A 17,106-nucleotide genomic window follows, 5' to 3' on the forward strand; every position below is an offset into this window, starting at 1 on the left:
AAACATGTACTGTCAAGCTCTGGGAGAAGAAGCGCGCACGAGATCGGCCACACCTGGTTCCCGATGATCGTCGGCAGCAACGAGCGCCGCTTCGCGTTCATGGACGAAGGCTTCAACACCTTCATCGACGTCTACGCCTCCGACGCGTTCAACCACGGCGAGTACGCGCCCAAGCGCGATTCCGAATACGCGCCCAAGGGCGGCAACCCGGTCGACGAGATCCTGCCCGTGCTCGCCGACCCGCAGGCGCCCACGCTGATGGCGCCGGCCGATTCCGTTTCCGAGAAGTACCGCCACGCCGTGCTCTACTTCAAGGCCGCGCTCGGCCTGATCCTGCTGCGCGAGCAGATCCTCGGCCCCGAGCGCTTCGATCCCGCGTTCCGCAAATACATCGCCACCTGGGCCTACCGCCATCCCTCGCCGTCGGACTTCTTCCGCCTGATGAGCGGCGAGGCCGGCGAAGACCTGTCGTGGTGGTGGCGCGGCTGGTACCTCAACAACTGGCAGCTCGACATGGGCATCGCCGCCGCCGAGTACGTGGACAAGAACCCGGCCAAGGGCGTGAACGTGACGCTGACGAGCAAACGCAAGCTCGTGATGCCGGCCACGCTGCGCGTCGAGTTCGCCGGCGGCGGCACGCAGGAAATCCGCATCCCCGTCGAAACGTGGCGGCTCGGCGGCGTTGGCCAAACCGGCGATGGCCAAGCAGCCGCAGGCCGATGTCGTCGATCGAAAGGCCGTCGCGGCGGTGGAGCAGGAAGGTGGCGCGAAGCTTGGGCGGGAGTTCCTCCAGGGCGCTCTGCAGATGCTCGACGCACTGCGCGGCGTCGGTGGCGAGGACGGGATCGACGTCGGGCGGGGCCGGCGGCAGGTCGAGCATCTGGGTCAGCTCGACCGACGGCGGCGCCGCGGTCTGGCGCAGGACGTGCTGCTGGACGACGTGTTTTGCCACGGTGAAAAGATACGCCTCGGGCGAACGGATGGACTCGATGTTCGGGACGCGGAGCATGCGCAAGTAGACTTCCTGGACGAGGTCGGGCAGGTCGCCCGCGTTGCGCACGCGGGCGACGAGAAACCGCCGGAGCTGGTCTCCGTGCGAGACGAGGAGGTCCGCCACCAGCGATTGAGGATCCTCGGCCCGCAACACCGCACTCCCGATTGAAATTGGCGCCTAAGAGTAGAAGAGCGTTTTCGGCGCAATCGGTTACCGTCCGCGCGGAAATATTTTTCGGACGGTGGGCACTCTGCCCGTGGGTATTCTGCCTGCAACGGCCGGCGGGCGGGCGCAGCGATCGGCATGCGCAGCGCGGCTTGCTGGTTTGGCCCCTCCTCCGTTGCGGGGGAGGGGTTGGGGAGAGGGGGAAGGCGGCGTGTACTGACGTGACGCCGCGCTGGCCGTGGGGCGCTTGCCCCCTCACCCAACCCTCTCCCCCGATCAGATCGGGGGAGAGGGCTATTGCTGCTCTCCCACTCGGTCGACTCGGGGGAAAGGGTTACTGCTGCTCTCCCGCTCGATCGAATCGGGGGAGAGGGTTACTGCTGCTCTCCCGCTCGGTGGAATCGGGGGAGAAAAACTACCGCTCCAGTTGAAACTCCTCGATCGAATCGGAGAGAGGGTCCAGACGGAGCCGGCGCCGCTATTTGCGCATCGCGGTCACTTCGATTTCGACGAGCCAGCCCGGATTGGCGAGGCCGGCGACCTTGACGACCGAGCGTGCCGGCAGGTTGGGCTGTTCCTTGGTGCCGAAGAACTGGCGGTAGCCTTCCATCATGCCGCCGAAGTCCATCTTGCCGTCGTGCGCGGGATCGCCGGCGAGGAAGATCTGCATCTTCACGACGTCGCTCATGCCGAGGTTCATCGACTTCAGCGTGGCTTCGATCTTCTTGAGGATGCTGACCGTCTGCGTCTTCGTGTCGCCGTACGACTGGATGCTATCCTTCGGCGCGGCCTTGTCGGCGACGTCGGGCACCGAACCGCTGAGGAAGACGATGGCCTGGCCGGCCGGCACTTCGACAGCCTGCGCGATCGGAAAGCCGGCGGGGCCGTTGTAGCGGATCGCGTCCTTCGCGGTCGCCGCGGATGCGCCGAGCGCGGCGGCGGCGGCGAGAACGGGCACTGCGATTTTTTCGTGGATCTTCTTCATCGTGTTTTCTCCTTCGTGATTGGAGCGATCTGTGTGAATCTTTTTGCCGTCATCCCCGCTTGCGCGGGAATGCCGGCTCGGCGAGCGTTGCCCTCAGCGGAACTTCGCAATGTCGGCCGCGGTGAGCTTGTCGCTGTACTGGTTGCCGAAATGCGTGCGCACGTAGTTGACGATCGCGGCGACCTGCGCGTCGGACAGGACCGGCGCGAACTCGGGCATCGCGTTGCGGCCCTTGAGGATGGTGATCGCGGGATACAGCGCGCTCGCCAGCTTCGGGTTGGCGGCGAGCGCGGGATAGTGTCCGGCGCCTTCGGCGCCTTTCGCGTCGGGCATGTGGCAGCCCTGGCAGACGGCGTGGTAGAGCACGGCGCCGTCTTCGCCGACGAACTTATTGTTGCTGACGAGGTTCTCCAGCGGCGGAACCTTGTCCGCCTCGGCGGCGGACGCGGCTGCGCCCGCACACAGCGCGAACACGGCGGCGACGGCGGCCAGCGGCCGCGCAATGCGAAACGGGATTCGCTTAGCCATTCTTCTTCCCCGAGGCGTTCGAAACGATGCGCGCATGCAGGCGCGAGATCGCGTCCAGCGAAGACAGAATCGCACCTTCCTGCCAGGCCGGCAGGCGCGAAGCATGTTCGCCGGCGAGCGCGATGCGGCCGTCGATCTGGCAGAGGTTGTCGTAATGCCTGTCGCGCGTGTCGCCGCGCCACGGCGCGAAGCAGCCGAGCGTGGTCGGCGAGCGATGCCAGGCGACCGAGACGCCATTGTCGAATTCCTTTGCGTACTGCGGATGGATCTGTGCGCCGAGGCGCACGGCCTCGCGCACGCGTTGCGCCGGATCGAGCGAGGCGAACGTGTAGGAATTCGGGCCGAACGCATAGGCGCCGAGCAGGACGCCCTTGCCGGGCAGGTTCTGCCCTTCCATCGGATAGCTGATCATCGTGATCGGCAGGTCGGTGTAGGTGACGCCGCCGTAGATGCGCTCGTCCTCTTCCCAGAAGCGGCGTTTGAACTGCAGGCCGACCTTGGTCGAGGCGACGTAGGCCGCCGCGGCGCTGATCGCCGTCTTCATCGGCTCGCCGGCCTGCAGCGGAATCTGCGAGAGGATCGACAGCGGAATCGTGCACAGGCACCAGTCCGCCTTGGCCACGGTCGGGGCGCCGCCCTTGACCGCGTCGACATAGGACACGGCCACGCCGTGGGCGTCCTGGTCGATGTTGACCACCTTGGCGCCGAACTGCACGAGCGGCTTGATCTCGTTGTAGAGCGCTTGCGGAATGCGGTCCATGCCGCCGACCGGCTCGAACATCGCCTGGCCCATCTCGTAGTCGTGGTCGGTGGCGAGATATTTCCACAGGCCCGAATCGAGCAGCGTCTTCGAATCGACCGGCGTCGAGGATTCGGGCTTCGCCATCAGGCCGCCGCCCGGATCGACCTTGTAGCCGCGGCTGCTGTCGACCGCGTGCGAGGCGACGTAGCGGTAGTCCTTGTCGAGAATGCCCCAGCTGCGCATCGCCGCGAGCAGCTTCTCCCGGTCCTCGGCGGTCAATGCCGCGTCGAGGCCGCCCTGGTTGAGCGACTTGGCGAGCAGTTCGGCGACGTGGCCCTTGAAGTCGCTGCGCACGTAGCGGAAGCGCTGCGGCTTGCCGCCGAACGCCTTCGACGAATGCAGGTAGGCGTTCTCGTTGACCTGGTTGAACGACTGCAGCGGCACCTTGAGACGGCGCGCGTAGTCGAGGATGCCATGGTGATGGTAGGGAATGCGCCACGCGCCGGGGTTGAAGTGCAGGCCCTGGTCGAATTGGCACTTCTGCTTGAAGCCGCCGAGCTCGGTGTACTCGTCGCCGCCGCGCAGCGTCATCGCGCGGCCGCCGGCGTGATGGTTGTATTCGAGCACCTTGACCTTGTAGCCGGCGCGGCTCAGTTCGTAGGCGGCGACGAGGCCGGCCCAGCCCGCGCCGAGGATGAGAACCGAGGTGTCGCGCGGCGCGCCCTTGAGTTCGATCGGGCCGCTGTAGCTCGACTCGGCGGCGAAGCCGAGCGCGCTCATGGCCTGGTACATCACGGCGGCGCCGGAGACGGTGCCGATGCGGCCAAGGAACGCTCGGCGGGTGATAGATGACGTTGGATTGTTTGACATTCCTTCTTCTCGCTTTTCGCTTTTGCTCGTCATTGACTCGCTGCATCCGCAGCTCGCCCTTTGGGCCATTCGCTACGCGAATGTTCGCTTCGGCATCCTGCCTTCGCAGTCGGCGAAAGCCGGAATCCAGTGTCTTTGCTCTGGCTCGTCATCGACTCGCTGCATCCGCAGCTCGCCGTTCGGGCCATTCGCTATGCGAATGTTCGCTTCGCATCCTGCCTTCGCAGTCCGCGTAGGCGGGAATCGCAGGGGCGCGCCTTTCGCGCGCCTCGCGCGGAAGCATCAATACGCTCGCGCCCGGCTTCTCTTCCCGTCATTCCCGCGCAGGCGGGAATCCGGCTCTTGCTCTCTTCTCAGCTCGTCATTCCAGCGGAAGCTGGAATCCAGCTCTTGCTCTCCTCGGCTCGTCATTCCGGCATGGATTGCCGGAATCCAGACTGCACGGATGCCATGTGCGCTGCGCCTTCTGTCCTTGTAACCGCATCCCTTCGCTTTTCCGCTCGCATCCCGCGAGCGGGCTACTTTCTTTGCTTGTGCAAAGAAAGTAGCCAAAGAAACACACCCCGGATGCCGCGCCGCCGCTACGCGGCGGTTCGCGAGGTCATGCCGGGGTTCGTTGAACGCACGTCCCTGTCCGTACAACGAACTCGCGCGCATCGTGCGCGCGATCCTGCGGACGTTTCCGTCATGACCTCGCCGCGGCAAACGGGGCCCGAAGGCCGAGAGCCAAGGCAAGAGCGGAAACAACGGATCGCCGAACGCTTATCACAAAAACTTCGTCGGCCAGATGATCGTGCGCCACATGTGCGCGACCGGCGAGCCGTCGAAGCCGAGGCCTTCCTTCGGTTGCTTGAAGTGGCGGCCGATGATGTCGACGAACGGGTCCCAGCTCACCGTCGCGTTCGGGTCGAACGAGTAGATGTCGTTGATCGTGATGGTGCGGCTGGTAATGTACCACTTGTGGTTGCGCGCGTACTCGTAGTCGGCCTTGACGTAGTCGTCGACCTGATAGTCCGGGCCGAAGTAGCGGATGTAGGCGTCGGGATATTTGTAGCCGACCGATTCGTCGGGGAAGAAACGCAGGGCCTGATGGTAGCGGATCGCCCAGCTGACTTCTTCGTCCACGTACGGCGCGATGAGCTGCGAACCCCAGTAGCCGTGGTCGGCGCGGATGAAGCCCGAGACGGCGATGTCGTGCAGCAGGCAGGCGAGCACGGTCTTCTCGTCGTGGCCGGCCTTGAGCGCGTGCGTCGCGCTCTGCAGCAGGTGCGTCGGCGGCGCGAAGCGGTAGCGGAAGAAGTCGAGCAGCGTCGGCGCCTCGGGCATCTTCGGCAGGCGCGGGTCGTCGCCCATGAGGAACTTGCGCGGATCGGGCTTGCTGCCCGGCGGCGGCGGTACGTTGAGCGTTTTCGGATCCTTGTCGCCGAGCTGGAACAGCACCGAGCGCACGACGCGCTCGTTGAGTTCGTCGGTCATGCGCTGCTCGAGTTCGTCGGCGCGCTCGGAAAGGCTCTTGATCGGTTGCGGATTGGCTGTGCTCATGGCTTGGCTCCCGGTGCCGCGGCGGGACGCGGCGGAATGATCGGCCGGCTGACCGCGCGGATCTCGCTGTAGTGCTTGAGGCCGTCGGCGCCGTACTCGCGGCCGATGCCCGACTCCTTGAAGCCGCCGAACGGCACGTCGGGTTCGACGCCGAGGTGGTGGTTGATCCACGCCGTGCCGACTTCGAGCTGCTCGGCCAGCGTCTTCGCGCGCGCCTCGTCGCTGCTCCACACCGAACCCGCAAGGCCGAAGCGCGTGTCGTTGGCGCGGCGGATCGCGTCGTCCGCATCGCTGAAACGGATCACCGGCAGCACCGGGCCGAACGGTTCTTCGTCGACGAGGCGCGTGCCCTCCCGGATGTCGGCGACGATCGTCGGCGCGATGAAATAGCCCGGCCGCGGCAGCGCGTCGCCGCCGCAGAGGATGCGCACGCCCGGCTGCCGCTTGGTGTCGGCGAGCAGTTCGAGCACGCGGTCGTATTGCATCTTGTTCTGCACCGGGCCGATCAGCACGCCTTCCTCGAAGCCTTCGCCGACCTTGACCGTGCCCGCGATCGCGACGAGCGCGGCGCAGAGTTCGTCGTAGATCTTCTCGTGCACGTAGAGGCGCTTGATCGCCTGGCAAATCTGGCCGCTGTTGCCGAAGCTCGCCCAGAACAGTTTCGGCGCGACGGCTTTCACGTCGACGTCGTCGAGCACGATCGCGGCGTCGTTGCCGCCGAGTTCGAGCGTGACGCGCTTGAGCGTGCCGGCGGCGCTCGCCATCACGCGCTTGCCCGTGGCGACCGAGCCGGTGAACGAAATCTTGTCGATGCCCAGGTGCTCGGTCATCCAGCGGCCGAAGTCGTTGCCGCCGGCGAGGATGTTGACCACGCCGGGCGGGAAATGTTCGCGCGCGATCTCGCCGAGCAGCAGCGTCGTCAGCGGGGTGTACGGCGAGGGCTTGAGCACGATCGTATTGCCGGTGTAGAGCGCCTGCGCGATCTTCGGCATCGCCAGCAGGATCGGCACGTTCCACGGCGTGATCGCGCCGATCACGCCGAGCGGATGGTGCTGCAGCTCGACGCGGCCTCGCGCGTCGTCGCGTAGCACTTCATTTTCCAGCTTCGTGGCAAGTATGCCGGCGAGATTGACGAGCGAGCGTTGGATTTCCTCCTTCGCGCGCTGCAGCGGCTTGCCCTGCTCGCGCGTGAGCAGCTCGGCGATTTCGTCGGTGCGCGCGCGCACCGCCTCGCCGAACGCGCGCAGCATTTCGCGGCGCTGTTCCTGCGTCGTCCTGCGCCACGCGGGAAACGCTTGCCGCGCCGCGGCGACGGCGCGGTCGAGCTGTTCGCGCGTCGCGTCGGGGCACAGCGCGAACGCCTCGCCCGTGGCCGGATTGATCACTTCGAACGAGGCCGCGCTGCCCTCGCCCTTGCCGGCTATCGTATGGGTGAAACCTTGCCGCATGCTTTTCTCCGAACCCGTCGCGGCCTCGCCGCGGATATTTCTGCACCGGACGCCGTCGCGTCCGAAAAAATGGCACTTCCGTGTGCCCGAGCGGCCTTCCGCGCCGCTCTGTACCTGAAACCGTTCTTCCCGCCGCCCCGCTTCCGCGGGAACGGCGGAATCTCGCGCCGGCGCCGGAACTACATGTCGAGCACCAGCCGTTTACCTTTGCATCCCGACACGCAGATCATGATGACCTTGCCCGACTCGTGCTCGGACTTGCTCAGTACGAGATCGCGATGGTCGGGCACGCCTTCAAGTACGCGCGTCTCGCACGTGCCGCAGACGCCTTCGTGGCACGAGTACGGCGCGTCGATGCCGGCTTCGAGCAGCGCGTCGAGGATCGACTTGCCCTCGGGCACCGCGACCGTTTTCTGCGACTTCGCCAGCACGACGTCGTAGCCGCCGCCGGTCGCCGCCTCCTGCGTGTTGGCGAAGTATTCGACGTGGCCGACGCAGTCCGGGCGCTCGGCCACCGCGCTTTCGAACGCGGCGAGCATCGGCGTCGGCCCGCAGCAGTAGAGGTGCGTTCCCGGCTCGGCGGACGCGGCGAGCGCATCGAGATCGAGCATCGTCGCGCCGGGTTCCTGATCGAAGCGCAGGATCACTTCGCCGTGCCGGAATGCGCCCGATGCGCCGAGTTCGTCGAGAAAGGCGGCGTGGGCGCGCGTGCGCGTGCAGTAGTGCAGGGTCCACGGGCGGCCGAGCTGGTCGAGACGGCGCACCATCGACAGGATCGGCGTGATGCCGATGCCGCCGGCGACGAAGATCGAGCGCGGCGCGTTCTCGTCGAGCGCGAAATTGTTGCGCGGATGGTCGATCGTCAGTTCGGTGCCGGCCTGCAGGTGCTCGTGCACGTACTGCGAACCGCCGCGGCTGGCCGCGTCGCGCGCGACGCCGATGACGTAGCGGTCGCGCTCGTTCTGGTCGTTGGTCAGCGAGTAGCTGCGCACCAGGCCGTTCGGCAAGTAGAGATCGATGTGCGCGCCCGCGGTGAACGGCGGCAACTGGCCGCCGTCGCGCGCGCGCAGCTCGAACACGGCGATCGCGTCCGTCTCGTTGCGGCGGGAGCTGACGATCGCTTGCAGGGTCTGGGTCATGGCGGCGTACCCGCGGGCTTTTTCCGGAAAAGTCAGGCGGCCTTCTTGGCCGGCAGACGGAAGACCTTGCGCGCGTTGTCCTCGTAGATCTTCTGCTTGTCCGCGGCGGTGAGGAAATCGAGCTTGTCGATCAGCGTCTTGACGTCATCCATCGAACGGCCGCTCTTCGGATCGACTGCGGAGCCGACGCCGGGGCATTCGGTGCCGAACAGGCAGCGGTCGACGCCGACGGTCTTGATCAGCAGGCGCACCGCTTCCTCGGTGTAGAGCACGGTGTCGAAGTAAAGCTTGGCCATGCGCTCGGAGAAGCGCTGCCCGGCCGGACGGCGCAACGACGGCGCCTCGAAGCGGCCGAGCTGGTACGGCACCGCGCCGCCGCCGTGGCTGACGACGATCTTGAGATTCGGGAAGTCCTTGAACACTTCGGAGTTGACGAGGCCGTAGACGGCGACGGTTTCCTCGTTGATGAAGTGCAGCGAGTACGGCACGCGCTCGGAGCGCGAGCCGGTGCCGTGGATGTGCGCGGGCACGTCGAGTTCGCACAGCTTCTCGTAGAGCGGATACCAGTAGCGGTCGCCGAGCGGCGGCGCTTCGGCGCCGCTGTTCTCGAACGGATCGGGATTGAGCAGGCAGCCGGCGAAGCCGAGTTGCTTGATGCAGCGCTCGAGTTCGGGCAGCGCCTTCTCGATCGGATCGCCCGCGGTCTGCGGCAGCCCGGCGATGCCGGCGAACGTGTCGGGGAACAACTGCGTCTGCCGGTAGATGATGTTGTTGCACTCTTCGGTGAACCAGTGAACGATCTTCGCCGGCTTCTCCGACTGCATCAATTGGAACGGCCGCGGCGAGACGAGCTGCATGTCGGTGCCGTGGTCGCGGATGTAGTCGAGATGTCCCTTCGGCCAGGTCTCGGCCTTGTTGGCCGCGGCGCGGATCTCGTCGTCGCTGACCTTGACGCCGCCGCGCCCGTGCGAGCCGCGGCTCGCGATCAGGGAGGCCTTGTAGGCCCACAGTTCGGTCGGCGCGCTGACGTGGGCGTGGCAATCGATGATCATGCAAGACTCCAGAAATGTTCGGAATGGAATGGACGAATGGGTCAGGCCGCGCCGGCGAGCAGCGGCGCCGCGCCCGAGGCGACGGGCACGTCGGCCGGCAGCAGCAGCGAGGCCGAGCGCACGTTGTAGAGGCTGCCGTCCGCCGCGGCGGCGGGCGCCTTGCCCTCTTCGAGCTCGCGCGCGAGGCGCAGCATCAGGCGGCGGAACTGGACGACGCCGCGGTCGGACGCGCCGAGGCGCTCCTTGCTGCGGTCGACGATCGGCCCCATGCTCTCCTGCACCGCGGCGTCCTGGTTCGGAATGCCCTCGATGCCGGTGAAGTTCGCCGAGCGCTGGCGCACGCGGTCGATCTTGTAGTCGTTGTCGCGGTTGTAGAGCGGACGGTACTGTTCGTCGACCGGGCCCCAGAAGCCTTCGCGGCCGCCGCGGAACGCGATCTCCTTGTCGTCGTAGGCGCGCGCGGGGCTGGCGCTGAACGACCAGGTCCAGGTGGTCTCGTCGTCGATCGGCACCCAGGCGTGGCCGTCGTACGGCTCCTTGCTCGATTCGGGGAAATCGCCGACCGGCGGGATCATCGAATAGAACGGCAGCAGGAACTGGGTGACGCGCCAGTAGTACGTGCCGGGCTCGGCGTTGCGGCGCGCGGCGATGAGCAGGCCGTAATCGGTTTCCTGCACCTCGAACACCGGATGCTTGTCGGAAGAATGGTACTTGTTGCTCGGGCCGCCGGATTTTTCCGTGCGGCTGTGCAGGAACGAGATGTGGCTCGAATCGATGCCGCCCTCGACCGCCTGCGCCCAGTTGCACTGCTGCAGGCGCTTGGTCGCCGTGTGCTGGCGCTCGGGCAGGCGCGACCATTCGAAATCGGGCAGCGCGGGCTCGTGCTCGGGCGCGCCCATGTAGACCCAGATCACGCCGTTGCGCTCGGCGGTCTTGTACGCCTTGATGCGCACCTTGGTGTTGGCCGTCATGCCCTGCGGCTCGGCCGGCATGTCGACGCAGACGCCGTCGACGTCGAACTTCCAGCCGTGGTAGACGCAGCGCAGGCCGCAGTCCTCGTTGCGGCCGAAGAACAGGCCGGCGCGGCGATGCGCGCAGTAGGCGTCGACGATGCCGACGCGGCCCTGCGTGTCGCGGAACGCGACGAGGTCCTCGCCGAGCAGGCGCAGGCGCACGGGCGCGCCGTCGCGCTCGGCGATCTCTTCCGACAACAGCGCCGGCATCCAGAAGCGGCGGAACAGCTCGCCCATCGGCGTGCCGGGGCCCACGCGGGTCAGTTTCTCGTTGTCGGCCTTGGACAGCATGCTCTCTCGTTTCCTCTCGGATTCCCGTATTCGATATCAGTGCGCGCGCCGCGGCTGCCAGACGACGAAGCCCATCGCGTTGCCGGTGCCCGCTTCGGAGCGGTAGCACGGCACGTAGTCGACGACGCGCATCGCCATGCCCTCGGCGCTCGCCGCAGCCATCACCGGCAGCCAGTTCTTCACTTCCGAGGTGCCGGACTGGAGCTGCGCTTCGTCGATCGCGCGCAGCCAGGCGAGGTCGCCGTTGCGCGCCGCGTCGAGCAGCGCCTCGTCGAACGCCTCGTCGATGACGAAATGGCTCAGGCCGCCCGAGGCGATCAGCACGACGCGCAGATCCTCGGGCCACGCTGCGACCGCTTCGCGCAGGGCGAGGCCGAGATCGACGCAGCGCGTCGCGCGCGGCTGGTTCGGCGGATAGAACGTGTTGAGCATGATCGGCACGTGCGGCGGCACTTGGCCCGCCATCAGGCGCTGGTAGACGAAGCCGAACGCGTGCGGCATGCCGGTCGGGCCGTCGCTGCCGCGCTGCGGCACCTCGGTCGACACGGTGACGTCGTGGCCCTTGCCGACGAACGCCTCGATCAGATGGCGCGCGAGCGGCGCATGCACCGGATAGGTGGCGCGTTCCGCAGGCTTAATCGCGACCGAGGAAATCGAAATGCCCGGCGGCATCTTCGCCAGCCGCTCGGGACTGACCGGCTCGTCGAACACCGCCTCGCCGCCGAACACCCACAGCGCCGGCGTGATCGCGGGGCCGAACACTTCGCGCTGGTCGTTGCCGACGATGACGACGACATCCGGCTTCGCTTCGTGGAAACAACGCGCCAGTTCGTTCAACGCGAGCGCGCAGCGCGCGGATCGCGCGGTGCGTTCGGCCAGCGTGTTCTGCTCGGCGAGATTTTCCGTCGCGCGCAGCGCGACGAGTTCGTCGAAGGAATAGGTGCGTCCGCGAAACGGATGCGCCGGGTCGGCGCGGTCGGCGCGCACGCGCAGGTCCCATTTGTCGGGCGGCGTCGACAGCATCGGCCCGTGCGAGGTGCCGATCGCGAGTACGATCTCAGCCACGCGCGGCCACTCCGGCGCGCGCGCTCCGCGATCTTACGTTCCGCTTCGATGCAGCGATCTGCATTGCGTGGCCTCCCGTCGCGCCGGCTTCGCCGACGCATGTCGTATTTCATCATACTGTATGCGTGTTATTGATCCAAGTCAATACGATTCCGCGCGGACGCATGGCGGGAGACCGGCGCCCGGGATTGCGGCCGGTCCGAAAGACGGGCATGGCGGTTCCGTTCGGCACGACCACGACGCCATCCGCGGTAGGCCCTGCAGGTACGGCGGCGAGCCGTCGAGTAACAACTATCCGGAAGAAGCGCAGCGCGCCCAGGCCCATTCAAGGCTGGGCCGCGCACTGCGATCTTGGCTTGTTAGCCTGCGTCTGCCTTGTCGCCCGAGCGCCGCGCGTACTCGTCGAGCACGATTCGGCGGATCTCGGTTTTCAGCAGCTTGCCGGTCGCGGTATGCGGCAGTTCGTCGACGACGATGACGTCGTCGGGAATGCTCCACTTGGAAACCTTCCCGGCGTAGAGGTCGAGCATGTCTTGGCGGCCGAACGCTTGGCCCGGTTTCAGCACCGCGACGAGCACGGGCCGTTCTCCCCAGCGCGCATCCGCAACCGCGACGACCGCCGCCTCGCGGATGGCCGGATGCGCCTGCGCGATGTTTTCCAGCTCGATCGAACTGATCCACTCGCCGCCGGACTTCACCACGTCCTTGGTACGGTCCACGATGCGCACGAAGCCGTCCTCGTCCATCGTCACGACGTCGCCGGTTTCGAACCAGCCGCCGGCGTGGGCCGGACTTTCCGGCGCGTTGTAGTAGCCGTCCGCGATCCAGGGACCGCGGACGAGCAGCGCGCCGAACGCTTCTCCGTCGCGCGCGACCGGCTTGCCTTCGGCATCGTCGATGCGCAGCTCCACGCCGAAAATCGGCCGCCCCTGCTTCGACTCCAGCGCCAGCTTTTGTTCGGCCGGAAGCGATTGGTGTTTGGGCAGCAGTGTCGCGACCAATCCGACCGGGCTCGTCTCGGTCATGCCCCAGGCGTGGCGGACGGTGACGCCCAGCTCCTGAAAGCGCCGGATCATGACGGGCGGCACGGCGGAACCGCCGATCGCCACGCGCTTCAGCGTCGAGAAGCGTTTGTGCTGCGAATTCATCCAGTCGAGCAAGCCGAGCCAGACCGTCGGCACGCCGGCGGTGAAAGTCACGCCTTCGTCTTCGAACAGCGCATGCAGGCTCGCGCCGTCGAGGTTCGGTCCCGGCATGACCAACTTCGCCCCGACCATCGGTGCGGCGAAAGGCAGTCCCCAGGCGTTGACGTGGAACATCGGCACGACGGGCAAGACGGTATCCGATGCGGACAGGCCGAGCACGTCGGGCATTGCGATCGCCATTGCATGCAGGACGGTGGAGCGGTGGCTGTAGAGCACGCCTTTCGGAGCGCCGGTCGTACCCGACGTATAGCAGAGCCCGCAGGCCGTGTTCTCGTCGAAGACCGGCCACTCGAAATCGTCCGCTTCCTGCGCGATCAACGTTTCGTAGCAAAGAAGGTTCGGCAGCTTCTCCGATGCGGGCATGTGCGCGGCGTCGGTCATGACGACGATCGTCTTCATGCCGGCGAGGCGGTCGGCCAGCGCTTCGAGAATCGGCAGGAAACCGGGATCGGCAAAAATCACGCTGTCGCCCGCGTGCTCGACGATGTAGCCGATCTGCTCGCGGAACAGGCGCGGATTGATCGTGTGGCAGACCAGGCCGGATCCCGACACGCCGTAATAAAGCTCGAGATGGCGATAGCCGTTCCATGCCAACGTGCCGACGCGGTCGCCGAATTGCAGGCCGAGCCTGCGCAAGGCATTCGCCAGTTTCTGGCTGCGCCGGCCCAGATCCGCATAAGCGTAGCGGTGGATCTGACCTTCGACGCTGCGCGAAACGATCTGCGTCTCGCCATGGTAGGCCGCCGCGTGGCGCAGGATCGACGAAACGAGCAGCGGCGAATTCATCATCATGCCGAGCATGGTCTACAGCCCTCCGCCGGATTCGGGACAAGCATGTCCATGGAAACGACCCCATTGCCCATCACGCCAGGCCGAGCACCTTGCGGTTGAAATCGCAATCGACGGCCGCCCCCGCGAAATCGTCGAAGGCATGCCCGGTGACGCGGATGATGTGATCGCGCACGAACGCCGCGCCTTCCCTCGCGCCGTCCTCGGGATGCTTGAGCGCGCATTCCCACTCTACCACCGCCCAGCCAGGATAGTCGTACTGGGCGAATTTCGAGAAGATCGCCTTGAAGTCGATCTGGCCGTCGCCGAGCGAGCGGAAGCGTCCGGGCCGATCGATCCAGTCCTGGTAACCGCCGTAGACGCCCGACTTCCCGGACGATCGGAACTCCGCGTCCTTCACATGGAAGATGCGGATGAACTCGTGGTAGTGGTCGATGTAGCGCAGGTAGTCGAGCTGCTGCAGGACGAAATGGCTCGGGTCGTAGAGCATGTTGCAGCGGCGGTGCTTTCCGGTCGCTTCGAGGAAACGCTCGAACGTCACGCCGTCGTGCAGGTCCTCGCCGGGATGGATTTCGTAGCAGACGTCGACGCCGGCTTCGTCGAACGCGTCGAGGATCGGCGTCCAGCGCCGGGCGAGTTCCGCAAAGCCTTCCTCGACGAGTCCGGGAGGACGCTGCGGCCACGGATAGAACGTCTGCCAGAGCAGCGCGCCGGAAAACGTGGCGTGCGCGGTCAGGCCCAGGTTTGCGCTCGCGCGCGCGGCGAGGCGAAGCTGGTCGACCGACCACTCGGCGCGCTTGCGCGGATCGCCGCGCACCGCCTCGGGCGCGAAGACGTCGAACTGCGCGTCGTAGGCCGGATGCACCGCGACGAGTTGCCCCTGCAGATGGGTCGACAGCTCGGTGATCTTCAAGCCGCAGGACTCGACGACGCCCTTGATCTCGTCGCAATACGCCTTGCTCTCGGCCGCGCGCTTCAGGTCGATGCAGCGCGCATCCCAAGTCGGGATCTGCACGCCGAGGTAGCCGATCGACGCCATCCACTGGCAGATGCTTGCGAGCGTGTCGAACGGCGGCTTGTCGCCCATGAACTGGGCCAGGAAGATGGCGGGGCCTTTGATTGTCTTCATGAGATCGTCTTCATAAAAAACGAGTCCACTTCTGGTCGGAGCGGGCGGAACGGACGACGGTGTCGACGAAGGCCATGCCGTGCAGGCCGTCGTCGACGTTCGGGAAATCGTAGTCGCGCACGTCGATGCCGGGATCGCGTTCGTAGTCGCGCACCGCCTTGCAGAACGCGGCGTAGAGGTTCGCGAACGCTTCGAGATAACCCTCGGGATGGCCCGGCGGCGTGCGCGCGCCGGCGGCGGCGAGCGGATCGAGATAGCCGCTACCCGTGCGCAGCACCTGCACCGGCGCATCGGGCAGGCGCAGGACCAGCGAATTCGCATCGGCCTGCTGCCACTCGAGGCCGCCCTTCTCGCCGTAGACGCGGATGCGGATATTGTTCTCCTCGCCCGTGGCGACCTGGGTCGCGAACAGCACGCCGCTCGCGCCGCCGCCGAAACGCAAAAGCATCGCGGCGTCGTCGTCGAGGCGGCGACCGGGCACGACGCTCTGCAGCGTCGCATCGACCTCGACGATGCGCAGCCCGCTCACGTACTCGGCGAGTTGCGCCGCATGCGTGCCGATGTCGCCGATCGCGCCGCCGGCGCCCGAGCGCGCCGGGTCGGTGCGCCAGCTCGCCTGTTTCTGGCCGCTCTGCTCGATGTCGGTGGCCAGCCAGCCCTGCGGATATTCGACGTAGATCTTGCGGATCGCGCCGAGCCGCCCGGAGGCGACGAGCGCGCGCGCCTGTTTGACCATCGGATAGCCGCTGTAGGTGTAGGTGACGGCGAGCAGGCGCCGCGTGCGCGCGACGATCTCTTTCAGCTCCTTCGCTTCGACCAGCGAGAAGCACATCGGCTTGTCGACGACGACGTGGAAACCGTTTTCGAGACAACGCCGCGCCGGATCGAAATGCACGTGGTTCGGCGTGACGATCGCGGCGAAATCCATGCGCTCGCCAGCCGGAAGCGCTTTCTCGGCCTCGATCATCTGCGCGTAGCTCGCGTACACGCGCGAGGGCGGCAAATGATACGTTTCGCCGGCCTCGCGCGAACGCTCGGGCGAACTCGAGAACGCGCCGCAGACGAGTTGCGCCTCGCCGTCGAGTTCCGCAGCGATGCGGTGGATGCGTCCGATGAAGGAACCCGGACCGCCGCCGATCAAACCCATGTGGAGTTTTCGCGCCATCGTTGCCTCGAGATCAATGGGTGTCGGTAACCGCCGGCGACATCCGCAGTCGCAGACAAGGAAGGTACATGCCCGCGCACGCAAGCGCGAGAGGCAGCACGCACGAGATCATCGCTCGCAACGCCATGCCCGTCACTGGTCCGCTAGCGGACGGATCCAGATGTTGCGGAACCGCACCGGCATGTGATGGTCCTGCAACTTCAGCGGCATCCGCGGGTCGTGCGGCTTCCATACCGGCAACGCGTGGTGCACGGACGGCCCGAGCAGCACCGTGTGGTTCTGCGTGACGACGCCGTTGTGGAAGACGGTGACGTAGCCGGGCGAAGTCACCTTGCCGTCGGCGAAGCGCGGGCTTTCAAAGACGATGTCGTAGCTCTGCCATTCGCCGGGCGGTCGCGACGCGTTCACCAGCGGTGGCGATTGCCCGTAGATCGCCGAGGCCTCGCCGTCGGCGTAGGTATAGTTGTCGTAGCTGTCGAGCACCTGCACTTCGTACAACCCGGCGAGGAACACGCCGCTGTTGCCGCGTTCCTGGCTCTTGCCGGTCGGCGGCGACGGTTCGGCGAACTCGACGTGCAACTGATAGTCGCCGAATTTCTGTTTGGTGGCGATGTCGCCGCTGCCGCCGACCACTTCCATGTAGCCGTTCTCGACCTTCCACCGGCCGGTCCGCCCTTGTCGGATTGCCATGCGTCGAGATTGCTGCCGTCGAACAGGATCGTCGCGTCGGACGGCGGCTTACCCGGATGCTCGTTGCTGCCGAACGTGCCCGGCGCGACGACACGTGGACGCGGACGATCGTCGTCGTGCACCCGCCATCGGCTGTTCGGCAACCGCGGCGTGTCGGTGAAGCCGGTCGGAGGATTCTCTTCCCCGGCGCGGACGGCCGCCACGGCGACCAGCAGCGTGCCGACGACGGCGATTCGCGCAATGCGTGTTCTCGGGCTCATCGATCTTTCTCGTTGAACGTTTGCGACCAGGCCG

15 protein-coding genes and 2 pseudogenes are annotated in these 17,106 nt (G+C 66.5%); 3 read left to right on the forward strand and 14 right to left on the reverse strand.

Features of this window, described 5'->3' with window-relative positions; all coding sequences use genetic code 11:
- Positions 1-30 precede the first annotated feature (30 nt).
- Positions 31-669 (forward strand): annotated as a pseudogene (locus QM741_RS02455) (M1 family aminopeptidase); the annotation flags it as partial.
- 82 nt (positions 670-751) lie between these two features.
- Here QM741_RS02455 and QM741_RS02460 read toward each other — a convergent pair.
- Positions 752-1,042 (reverse strand): annotated as a pseudogene (locus QM741_RS02460) (RNA polymerase sigma factor); the annotation flags it as partial.
- Between QM741_RS02460 and QM741_RS02465 the strand changes: the two are divergent.
- Entirely contained in the window at positions 926-1,162 is a 237-nt protein-coding gene (locus QM741_RS02465) for a hypothetical protein (RefSeq protein WP_415206161.1), read from the forward strand. The pseudogene QM741_RS02460 and the gene QM741_RS02465 overlap by 117 nt on opposite strands.
- Before the next feature lie 475 nt (positions 1,163-1,637).
- On the opposite strand, the gene QM741_RS02470 is transcribed toward QM741_RS02465, so the two are convergent.
- From QM741_RS02470 to QM741_RS02530, 13 genes are all read right to left on the reverse strand, one after another.
- Complete coding sequence (locus QM741_RS02470; RefSeq protein WP_415206162.1) at positions 1,638-2,144, reverse strand: RidA family protein; 507 nt, start codon at positions 2,142-2,144, stop codon at positions 1,638-1,640.
- 93 nt (positions 2,145-2,237) lie between these two features.
- Positions 2,238-2,672 carry a c-type cytochrome gene (locus QM741_RS02475; protein ID WP_415206163.1) on the reverse strand — a complete coding sequence of 145 codons (435 nt, stop codon included), beginning with the start codon at positions 2,670-2,672 and terminating at the stop codon, positions 2,238-2,240.
- Positions 2,665-4,284, reverse strand: coding sequence for a flavin monoamine oxidase family protein (locus tag QM741_RS02480; protein ID WP_415206164.1), 1,620 nt, complete (start codon positions 4,282-4,284; stop codon positions 2,665-2,667). Before QM741_RS02480 ends, QM741_RS02475 begins: the two co-directional genes overlap by 8 nt.
- A gap of 765 nt (positions 4,285-5,049) precedes the next feature.
- Complete coding sequence (locus tag QM741_RS02485) at positions 5,050-5,826, reverse strand: HD domain-containing protein (protein WP_415206165.1); 777 nt, start codon at positions 5,824-5,826, stop codon at positions 5,050-5,052.
- Positions 5,823-7,274 carry an aldehyde dehydrogenase family protein gene (locus QM741_RS02490; RefSeq protein ID WP_415206166.1) on the reverse strand — a complete coding sequence of 484 codons (1,452 nt, stop codon included), beginning with the start codon at positions 7,272-7,274 and terminating at the stop codon, positions 5,823-5,825. Before QM741_RS02490 ends, QM741_RS02485 begins: the two co-directional genes overlap by 4 nt.
- Before the next feature lie 179 nt (positions 7,275-7,453).
- Positions 7,454-8,413 (reverse strand): PDR/VanB family oxidoreductase, encoded by a 960-nt coding sequence (locus QM741_RS02495; RefSeq protein WP_415206167.1) that lies wholly within the window; start codon positions 8,411-8,413, stop codon positions 7,454-7,456.
- 32 nt (positions 8,414-8,445) lie between these two features.
- Entirely contained in the window at positions 8,446-9,465 is a 1,020-nt protein-coding gene (locus QM741_RS02500) for an amidohydrolase family protein (RefSeq protein ID WP_415206168.1), read from the reverse strand.
- A 41-nt stretch (positions 9,466-9,506) separates the two neighbouring features.
- Positions 9,507-10,769, reverse strand: a complete 1,263-nt coding sequence (locus tag QM741_RS02505) for a Rieske 2Fe-2S domain-containing protein (RefSeq protein WP_415206169.1) — start codon at positions 10,767-10,769, stop codon at positions 9,507-9,509.
- Positions 10,770-10,805: 36 nt separating this feature from the next.
- Entirely contained in the window at positions 10,806-11,834 is a 1,029-nt protein-coding gene (locus tag QM741_RS02510; RefSeq protein ID WP_415206170.1) for a hypothetical protein, read from the reverse strand.
- A 359-nt stretch (positions 11,835-12,193) separates the two neighbouring features.
- Entirely contained in the window at positions 12,194-13,840 is a 1,647-nt protein-coding gene (locus QM741_RS02515; RefSeq protein ID WP_415206171.1) for a 3-(methylthio)propionyl-CoA ligase, read from the reverse strand.
- A gap of 61 nt (positions 13,841-13,901) precedes the next feature.
- Positions 13,902-14,957, reverse strand: a complete 1,056-nt coding sequence (locus QM741_RS02520; RefSeq protein WP_415206172.1) for a sugar phosphate isomerase/epimerase family protein — start codon at positions 14,955-14,957, stop codon at positions 13,902-13,904.
- A gap of 10 nt (positions 14,958-14,967) precedes the next feature.
- The gene (locus QM741_RS02525; RefSeq protein WP_415206173.1) at positions 14,968-16,122 is read right to left on the reverse strand and encodes a Gfo/Idh/MocA family protein; all 1,155 of its coding nucleotides are present in this window, start codon (positions 16,120-16,122) and stop codon (positions 14,968-14,970) included.
- Positions 16,123-16,254: 132 nt separating this feature from the next.
- Entirely contained in the window at positions 16,255-16,812 is a 558-nt protein-coding gene (locus QM741_RS02530; RefSeq protein ID WP_415206174.1) for a DUF1080 domain-containing protein, read from the reverse strand.
- A 9-nt stretch (positions 16,813-16,821) separates the two neighbouring features.
- Between QM741_RS02530 and QM741_RS02535 the strand changes: the two genes are divergently transcribed.
- A complete protein-coding gene (locus tag QM741_RS02535; RefSeq protein ID WP_415206175.1) occupies positions 16,822-17,088 on the forward strand; it encodes a hypothetical protein in 267 nt (88 codons plus the stop codon).
- Positions 17,089-17,106 lie beyond the last annotated feature (18 nt).

The organism is Rudaea sp. (assembly GCF_047601565.1).
Classification (GTDB): domain Bacteria; phylum Pseudomonadota; class Gammaproteobacteria; order Xanthomonadales; family Rhodanobacteraceae; genus Rudaea.

What these genes read in the sequence shown, in the direction of transcription:
- QM741_RS02470 (WP_415206162.1), bottom strand. Translation starts at nt 2,144, where the DNA reads ATGAAGAAGATCCACGAAAAAATCGCAGTGCCCGTTCTCGCCGCCGCC.
- QM741_RS02475 (WP_415206163.1), bottom strand. Translation starts at nt 2,672, where the DNA reads ATGGCTAAGCGAATCCCGTTTCGCATTGCGCGGCCGCTGGCCGCCGTC.
- QM741_RS02480 (WP_415206164.1), bottom strand. Translation starts at nt 4,284, where the DNA reads ATGTCAAACAATCCAACGTCATCTATCACCCGCCGAGCGTTCCTTGGC.
- QM741_RS02485 (WP_415206165.1), bottom strand. Translation starts at nt 5,826, where the DNA reads ATGAGCACAGCCAATCCGCAACCGATCAAGAGCCTTTCCGAGCGCGCC.
- QM741_RS02490 (WP_415206166.1), bottom strand. Translation starts at nt 7,274, where the DNA reads ATGCGGCAAGGTTTCACCCATACGATAGCCGGCAAGGGCGAGGGCAGC.
- QM741_RS02495 (WP_415206167.1), bottom strand. Translation starts at nt 8,413, where the DNA reads ATGACCCAGACCCTGCAAGCGATCGTCAGCTCCCGCCGCAACGAGACG.
- QM741_RS02500 (WP_415206168.1), bottom strand. Translation starts at nt 9,465, where the DNA reads ATGATCATCGATTGCCACGCCCACGTCAGCGCGCCGACCGAACTGTGG.
- QM741_RS02505 (WP_415206169.1), bottom strand. Translation starts at nt 10,769, where the DNA reads ATGCTGTCCAAGGCCGACAACGAGAAACTGACCCGCGTGGGCCCCGGC.
- QM741_RS02515 (WP_415206171.1), bottom strand. Translation starts at nt 13,840, where the DNA reads ATGCTCGGCATGATGATGAATTCGCCGCTGCTCGTTTCGTCGATCCTG.
- QM741_RS02520 (WP_415206172.1), bottom strand. Translation starts at nt 14,957, where the DNA reads ATGAAGACAATCAAAGGCCCCGCCATCTTCCTGGCCCAGTTCATGGGC.
- QM741_RS02525 (WP_415206173.1), bottom strand. Translation starts at nt 16,122, where the DNA reads ATGGCGCGAAAACTCCACATGGGTTTGATCGGCGGCGGTCCGGGTTCC.
- QM741_RS02530 (WP_415206174.1), bottom strand. Translation starts at nt 16,812, where the DNA reads ATGGCAATCCGACAAGGGCGGACCGGCCGGTGGAAGGTCGAGAACGGC.